Source organism: Pseudomonas sp. SIMBA_068 (assembly GCF_046534705.1).
GTDB classification, from domain to species: domain Bacteria; phylum Pseudomonadota; class Gammaproteobacteria; order Pseudomonadales; family Pseudomonadaceae; genus Aquipseudomonas; species Aquipseudomonas putida.
Genome location: NZ_JAWRYI010000197.1, coordinates 1 through 330, shown reverse-complemented (window position 1 = coordinate 330; position 330 = coordinate 1). Strand labels below are relative to the sequence as shown.

Genomic DNA, 330 nt, shown 5'->3' with positions numbered 1-330 from the left:
GCCCGCCATCGTAGGCTTCTGGTGTTACGTGGATAGCTGACGGCACTTTACCTGAAGCGCCGGAGAGTCGTCCATCGGTAACTAACGCAATTTTGAAACACCGGTCCAATAATACACCAAGTGGCGGCATGAGTTTATGTAATTCTGGCATTCCGTTCGCTTTTGGCCCCTGATGACGGACAACAACGACACAATCGCGGTCCAGCAAACCCGCTTCAAAGGCCGGCATAACGTCATGCTGGCTTTCAAAAACAACCGCTGGCGCTTCAATCACCTGGTTCTCAACCGGCACGGCAGAGGTTTTCATAACCGCACGGCCCAGGTTACCGC

Annotated in this window: 1 protein-coding gene; it reads right to left on the bottom strand. The window is 53.6% G+C overall.

All coding sequences use genetic code 11. The features are described 5' to 3' along the window. The coding region (locus SB756_RS28800) for a dihydroxy-acid dehydratase (RefSeq protein WP_410912929.1) at window positions 1-330 on the bottom strand (330 nt) is incomplete at both ends.